Annotated in this window: 6 protein-coding genes; 4 read left to right on the top strand and 2 right to left on the bottom strand. The window is 50.7% G+C overall.

All coding sequences use genetic code 11. The features are described 5' to 3' along the window. Together LC334_RS23325 and LC334_RS21600 are read left to right on the top strand one after the other, a co-directional pair. The coding region (locus LC334_RS23325; RefSeq protein ID WP_223413119.1) for an H-NS family nucleoid-associated regulatory protein at positions 1–168 on the top strand (168 nt) is incomplete at its 5' end. A gap of 353 nt (positions 169–521) precedes the next feature. Beyond that, a complete protein-coding gene (locus LC334_RS21600; protein ID WP_085801991.1) occupies positions 522–2,015 on the top strand; it encodes a matrixin family metalloprotease in 1,494 nt (497 codons plus the stop codon). A gap of 164 nt (positions 2,016–2,179) precedes the next feature. Here LC334_RS21600 and LC334_RS21595 read toward each other — a convergent pair whose 3' ends face one another. Further along, positions 2,180–3,394 carry an IS256 family transposase gene (locus LC334_RS21595; protein ID WP_085802026.1) on the bottom strand — a complete coding sequence of 405 codons (1,215 nt, stop codon included), beginning with the start codon at positions 3,392–3,394 and terminating at the stop codon, positions 2,180–2,182. A gap of 295 nt (positions 3,395–3,689) precedes the next feature. Here LC334_RS21595 and LC334_RS21590 point away from each other — a divergent pair, with 295 nt between their 5' ends. Continuing rightward, positions 3,690–3,851: a hypothetical protein gene (locus tag LC334_RS21590; protein WP_176237760.1), complete on the top strand. Its 162-nt coding sequence runs from the start codon at positions 3,690–3,692 to the stop codon at positions 3,849–3,851. A gap of 44 nt (positions 3,852–3,895) precedes the next feature. On the opposite strand, the gene LC334_RS21585 is transcribed toward LC334_RS21590, so the two are convergent. Next, entirely contained in the window at positions 3,896–4,804 is a 909-nt protein-coding gene (locus LC334_RS21585; RefSeq protein WP_139836511.1) for a PilZ domain-containing protein, read from the bottom strand. A gap of 444 nt (positions 4,805–5,248) precedes the next feature. Between LC334_RS21585 and LC334_RS21580 the strand changes: the two genes are divergently transcribed. After that, positions 5,249–7,042 (top strand): sensor domain-containing diguanylate cyclase, encoded by a 1,794-nt coding sequence (locus LC334_RS21580; protein ID WP_223413118.1) that lies wholly within the window; start codon positions 5,249–5,251, stop codon positions 7,040–7,042. The last annotated feature ends 13 nt before the right edge of the window (positions 7,043–7,055 follow it).

Raw genomic sequence — 7,055 nt, 5'->3', positions numbered from 1 at the left:
TCCGCGCCGAAAAAAAGGGGCACCGCTCCAAAAAAGAAAGCGCGTGCCAAAGTTGCATATCGTCATCCCGATGATGCGTCCAAAACATGGATCGGCCTCGGCCCGCGACCGGCATGGCTGAAACAAGAACTGGAAAGCGGAAAACAGCTGGCCGAATTCAAAGTGTGAATCGGCAGGAATAGAGACACTAAAACTCTGTGCAGTTTGCCGATTACGATCCCAGAACGGATATCTGTAGCTGTCAGGCGCGGTGGAGTTTCTAAACCTAAGTCGTGTCCCGCCCGGCGGTCATTTCTTCAGCCTAACCCCAGGCCCACCACCGTTTTCGGGGATGAACTAGTTGGCAGCGACCATTCGTGAGGTTTGAGCCGAACCAATATCTGAGCCAGGAGCATCAAGAAAGCTTTCGTATTCTTCCGCATTGCTCAATAGGTCAATGCCGTTATACTTTTTCCTACAATTGGGTTTCGATGTGTTTGATATGTTATGATTTAAGGTGATTTTGAAATCGAGGTAAATTGATGGCTAATCTTGCTGGCACAAAGTGGGGTTCAAATAAAATTGGAACAAAGGGCGGCGTTGTCACCTGGAGTATTGCCGGGGCAGGCGAAAATATTAGTGGTTTTGGTACAGCAAGCGGAAATTCTGTCAGTGGTGGCAGTTTTCTGAACTTCGATTTCCGTCAGGTTATCAGCGATGCCTTCGCGTCATGGTCAAACTATGGCGACATAGAATTCATACAAGTTTCTGATCCCGGGGGCGGAATCGGGACGTCTGCCGCATCCGATATCCGGATTTTCTTTGGGGTGATACTAGGCTCCTTTATCGGATTTGCGAGTTTTCCCACACAAAATGCGTCAGCAATTGCGGGGGATATTGTACTGGATACGTTAGGGTCATTTAACACAGACATGGCTCGTTTTCGCGGCTTGGTTTTGCACGAGATAGGGCATGCCCTCGGATTGGACCATGCTGGTGTTAACTCCATCATGGCGCCGAGGATCAGGTTAAGTAGCCTGCAGCAGGATGATATCAACGGCATTCGGCAGATTTACGGTGCTCAGGACAACGCTGACCCGGTCTACAAAGTCAAGGGCGGCGGGACGGTCAGAATTCTGGAAGGTCTGGATAATCTGACGATCAAAGGCAACAGTAAGAACAACAAAATCATCGGTTCCAGTGAGGACGAGGTGATGACCGGATCAAGCGGCAACGATTTTCTCAACGGCGGTGGTGGCGCGGATTCGCTGTTCGGCGGTACCGGGCGCGACAAACTGGCGGGCGGCGCCGGTGCAGATGTGCTGAACGGTGGCAGCGCCAGAGATACCGCCGACTACAGCAGCAGCAATGCTGCCATTGCGTTTGATCTGGCCGTGTCCTCGACCGGTACCGCAGGTCATGCGTTGGGCGATACGCTGATCAAAATCGAGAAGATTATCGGTGGCGCCGGCGATGACACACTTTCAGGAAGCAATGGTGTCGACCGCTTTGCAGGGGGCGATGGCAGTGATCTTCTGAGCGGTCTTGACGGCAATGACAAATTGGCCGGTGGGAACGGAGCCGATACCCTGGATGGCGGGAACGGTAACGACAATCTCATCGGCGGTTCCGGAGCCGACCTGTTGCGGGGCATGGCTAACGGCGACACACTCAGAGGTGATGATGGCAATGACACTCTGGAGGGTGGCAGCGGCAATGACATACTGGAAGGCGGCGATGACCAGGATGTTCTGAACGGCGGTACTGGCAATGATAAGCTTGAAGGCGGTCGCTCTGCCGATACTTTCATTTTTGTTGACGGGCACGGCAATGACAGGATCACTGATTTCAAGCCCAGTAGTACCGCCGAGTTCATCGACTTCAGCGGCGTTACTGCGTTGAGTGATTTCGGCGATGTTCTGGCAGCCTCTAGTGACACCGCAAAAGGAGTGCTTATTGATACCGGTGGTGGCGATTCAATCCTGCTGAAAGGCATCGGATTGAACATGTTAGGGATCGATGACTTTTTGTTCTGAAGTAATACGACAGATTAAGCCCTACTTAGACAAGGACGCTCGTTACCTCTGGCTAAACAAGGGTCGTAGTTGGGGTCCAGTTTACAAGTTTGAATGCGCCAAAACATTCAGCGGGAGTATCCGAAACTCTGTGTATGGGGCTCGGCCCATGCGGTTGAAACGGGTCATTTGTTGAACCGTTCTGGGTATAGGATAGCGAACTGATTTCGTGCGGCAACCCATTCTCTGACGCACCGGCCAGTCTTCTCGAAACGTCGGATGGCCAGATAGATCAGCTTGGTGGCGGCCTCGTCGGTTGGAAAGCTGCCGCGTGTTTTGGTGGTTTTTCGGATCACCCGGTTCAGGCTTTCAATCGCGTTCGTCGTGTAGATGATCTTTCGCACCGCTGGCGGGAAGGCAAAGAACGGGATCACTTCTTGCCATGCGCGTCGCCAACTTGGGGCGATTGAGGGATAATTGCTGCCCCATTCGGCCTCAAAATCATCAAGGGCTTTGGCGGCTTCCCCTTCGTCTACGGCCTGATAAATCCGCTTCAGATCCTTGGCGACAGCCTTGCGATCCTTCCAGCCGCAGAAGTTCAGAGAATGGCGCACCAGATGCACGATGCAGGTTTGAACCGTCGTATCGGGGAAAGCTGCGTTGATGGCGTCAGGGAAGCCCTTTAGGCCATCAACGACGGCAATCAGGATATCTTCCAGGCCCCTGTTCTTCAGATTGTTCATGATCGACAGCCAGAATTTGGCACCCTCGTTGTTGGCGATCCAAAGCCCCAGAACTTCACGCTCGCCCTCCGGCGTTACGCCCAGGGCCACATAAACCGCCTTGTTCTTAACCTGTCGGCTTTCCGCGTCACGGATTTTGACCCGCAGAGCATCGAGAAAAACAATCGGATACATCGGTTCCAGAGCGCGGCTCTGCCAGTCTGAGACCTCTTCCAGGACGGCATCAGTGACACGGCTGACAAGGTGGGCTGACACCTTCAGGCCGTAGACCTCTTCAAGGTGGGCGCGGATGTCACGGGTCGACAGGCCAGCCGCATAGAGGCCAATGATCTTGTCATCCATGCCGTCAATCCGGGTTTGACCCTTCTGGATCAACTCCGGCTCAAAACTGCCGTCTCGGTCACGCGGGATGTCGATGGGCAAAGCGCCGTCATTGCCCTTCAACACCTTGCGAGCGCTGCCATTACGGCGGTTGGATTGCTGGATGGTAGGCTCACCATGCGGTTCATAGCCCAAGTGCTCGGTCAACTCCGCACCCAGCATCCGCTCCATCAGCCGGACCTTGAGTTCCTTCATCTGGCCTTTGTCACCCAGCAAATCTTCAGGTCGTTCAACGCCGCTAAGCAGCTCGTCCAGCAATTCCTTGGAAATCGTCATTGTCGTCATGCTCCTTCGTTGGTGAAGCATGGGCCAAATCTCTCATACACAGAAGGTCGGACACTCTCCATTCAGCTAGTCGCATTTAAGCGCCACACCCGGCCCCGCAACAACATCATCGTTGTCCAGGAATTGAATGCCTTGGGCTTCTAGGGTCTTGCGAATAGCTTCGGCACTGGTGTCACCCGTTTAGATCCTCACAACCCTCTTCCCATTCGATAAGTGCAGCGCCTAAGCTAGTGACATATCTGCCCAGGTCCGATTTCCAATCATCAGGTGTAACAAGCTTTTCTACTTGTCCATAAGCCGCCTGTTCCTGCCGCAGATCAAGCGCATCGTCGGGTGCCATCTTCTCGAAACCGAACCAGATCCGTTGGACTGGCACCAGGCCACCGACCTGCTCATGCTGGACGCCCGCGACATGCGCATTGCTGCGCGGGTGCGCCGACCGGGGTAAGCCAGTCCCTATCTTACCGTGAAACCATCAATCCTTTGGCGGCACTAAGGCAGTACCGCGTGATGCTTGTCGACCTGCACAGTGGGACGATGAAACTTACACGTAAGATGACAACCCGGGCGAAAACAACCGGGCGCAGCGTTGGCTAATTCTTTGCATACTGAATCTTCGAATTTTGCACTGACAATATTGTCGAAAACCTTTGAGGGAATCTCTTTATCAAACTTCAATCCGGCAAAATTACTATTACTCCAGACGATCCGTGCTGAAGTGCTAAACGCGGACACGTGGACACCTAATCTATTTGTAGTGAACGTTTCCGCAGGAACTTCGACCATTGCACCGCTGCGACTAATATTCACAATCGTCGATATCGTACAAAGAGATTCATAACGCAGTAGTGCAGGGATACTGCAAACTAAGCGTTTATCATCGCGCCGCCAAACCATCCGGATGATACCTAACGACAGAATTAAAAGTAACGCCGATACAGCCAGATATGACATCGTATCGGTATCAGCATCGCCAGTATTCCATAGGGGTGGTGTTCCGCTAGGATTAGGGGGTTTGCACCCAAATTTTCCAACTATATCAGCCAATTCTCGCTGAATGGTCGCCGTTGTATGAGTTAGACCGGCTATCTGTCGCCCATCGAGAGAGAGCCCATTGAGTTTCCAGTCTTTGCGGATGGTTCCCGAAAATATCCGCAATGTACGGATTTCCGAATCTGTGAAAACGACAGTTTCACTAGGTGTCTTCAAAAATTCCAGGGCACTAGCCAAACTTCTCTTGAAGCGGGCCGCATCTCCGCCACCTCTTCGAGCAGCTTCTAATTGGTTTGGCAGGTCAATCAACCTTTCGACGAAATTACATGTTCGGACCTGTTCAGCGCTGGCGCGCACCGGGCAGAAAATTATCAATAGCGACAGGTTCATTATCAAAAGGAAGCGCATCACAAAGCTCCAAGAACAATACCTATGTAAGATGCCTCAAATTCTTTAATAAAGACCTCCGCGTTATGGAGCATTTCTGAAACGGTCGTTGGATTGAGTAAATCCAGATCAGAATTTTCTCGTACTATCGCTGTAGATTCCAGCCAGATACCGCAATTCTGGATGTTGCGTGTGGGGATGGCTAACCTTGATGAGCAGATTAAGAATGGTAAAAACACACCTCCACACGCATTGGATTTTTAGATGATTATAGCAAAGAAAACGTTGGTCTGCTGGAGCCGTATTCGACTGTTGTGAGTGCAATTTATATGGGATCAAGAAATAGCGGTTTCTTAACTCAAATTGAATGAGATATCGACGAATTCGCTGAACTGCCAGCACCACTCTGTTAACTTATCCAAACTAGTTTCAATGCGGATTCCGGTTACTTCAGAGGAACGTTTGATGTTGGTATCCCTGCAAAACTTCAAAACAAAAAATGGCGTATCTTCTATCGTTCTATTTGCAGTCATAATTGTCGCAATGTTCGGTCTGATACGTTTGTCTCCAACAATAATCGTCGACAAAATGCTTGCGCGCGACATCCAGTTACAGGCAAGCCTCTGGGAAAACCGGGTCATCAACCGTGTATCAGCTGGAAAGCAGGCATTTATTACGCAGCAACTCTCCGCACAGGACAGCGAGTATCTGCGCAGCATTACGCTAAGCTCTGATATTTATCGATTTAGCATGTTTACGCCTGACGGTCGGGTGTTTTGGTCCTCCAATGAGTCAGAGATTGGCCGGGTGGTATCCGGCTCATTCTTCTCTGAAATTGTTGCTACGGGCAATGACTACTATATGCACGAAACAGTGCGCGCATCGGAAATTGATGACTTTAATTTGCATGCAATTTCTGGAGAAAGCAGCGGCCTTAGAGAGGTCGCGGAAATTTTTACGCCCATCATTCAAAATGGCGTCACACTGGGTGCAATAGAATTCTTCACGGACATCACTGATGTAAGAAACACATTTATTTTCCGTGTTCAGGTGGCGTTAGTGGCAATTTGCGCCATTGTGCTAGCTTTGATTGGCGTTATCGCTTTCATGATACGTCGCAGTGGCAATCTCTCCGTAAAACGTCTCCAAATGCAGTCTGAGAAAGAGCGCGAATTGATGGATCAGCGACTTCAAATGGCTCGCGAAGTTAGATTGTTGGGGGAACTGAATGAGTGGCTACAATCAAGCAGTTCGCTAGATGAGCTCTTTGAAATGGTGAGCGAGTTCATGACTCACATCCTGCCTAACTATGAAGGTAGTGTTTATGTTTACTCGAACTCGCGAGATGTTCTTGATGGTTGCGTTAGCTGGAACGGCGGAAGTCACAAAGAGCATATCGTTCCAAAGGCTTGTTGGGGGCTTCGAAAAGGCCGAACTTATAGCTACGGGGAAAGCGAAGTCGATTTTGTTTGCGAACACATGAAGCCAGCAGACAAACGTGCGTATATCTGTTTCCCGATTCTGGCACATGGCGAAACTGTCGGCCTTATGACGCTAAGAGCCGCTTCAAACACGACCAAAGAAGAATTCCAGGCGGGGAAAAAGCTTTCGCAAATGTGCGCTGAGCAGATCAGCATGGCAATTGCAAATGTTCGTATGCGAGATCAATTGCAGGACCAATCTGTACGAGACCCCTTAACAGGTCTGTTCAATCGCAGGCACTTGACTGAAAGTTTGCGGCAAATGATCACTCGTTCCCACAAAGATGGCACGGCTCTCAATTTAGTTTCAGTCGATGTCGATCACTTCAAGAAGTTTAATGACAACCACGGACATGATGCCGGTGACATGGTTCTGAGAGCTGTCGGTGCCGCGATGGTACAGCTTTGTGATGGTGATGAATTGGCCTGCCGTTTGGGAGGGGAGGAGTTTATGCTTCTGTTGCCGGAGGTATCAAAAGAGGATGCTCTCGCGCGTGCCGAAAGGTTACGACAAGTTGTTGAGGACATCCGCGTCCGGTATGGAGAGAAGAACCTTCCCAGGATTACGATTTCAATTGGCGTATCACACTATCCCGACCACGGCACCATGCCACAGGATTTGATGCGGGCGGCGGACGACGCGCTATACGAAGCAAAAGCGCGAGGTCGAAACCAGATAGTTGTCGCCAATATGGGCATCGAAGCTGAATGCTCATCAACGAAGCAATCAAAAGAGCCAAAGAATAATGGCAGAGCCTCAAACCTGGCGGCTGAGTAACATCCCAATATAT

Source organism: Roseovarius aestuarii, from assembly GCF_019966515.1.
Taxonomy (GTDB): Bacteria; Pseudomonadota; Alphaproteobacteria; order Rhodobacterales; family Rhodobacteraceae; genus Roseovarius; species Roseovarius aestuarii.
The sequence above is the reverse complement of the archived record's forward strand: the minus strand, read 5'-3'. Positions and strand labels throughout refer to the sequence as shown.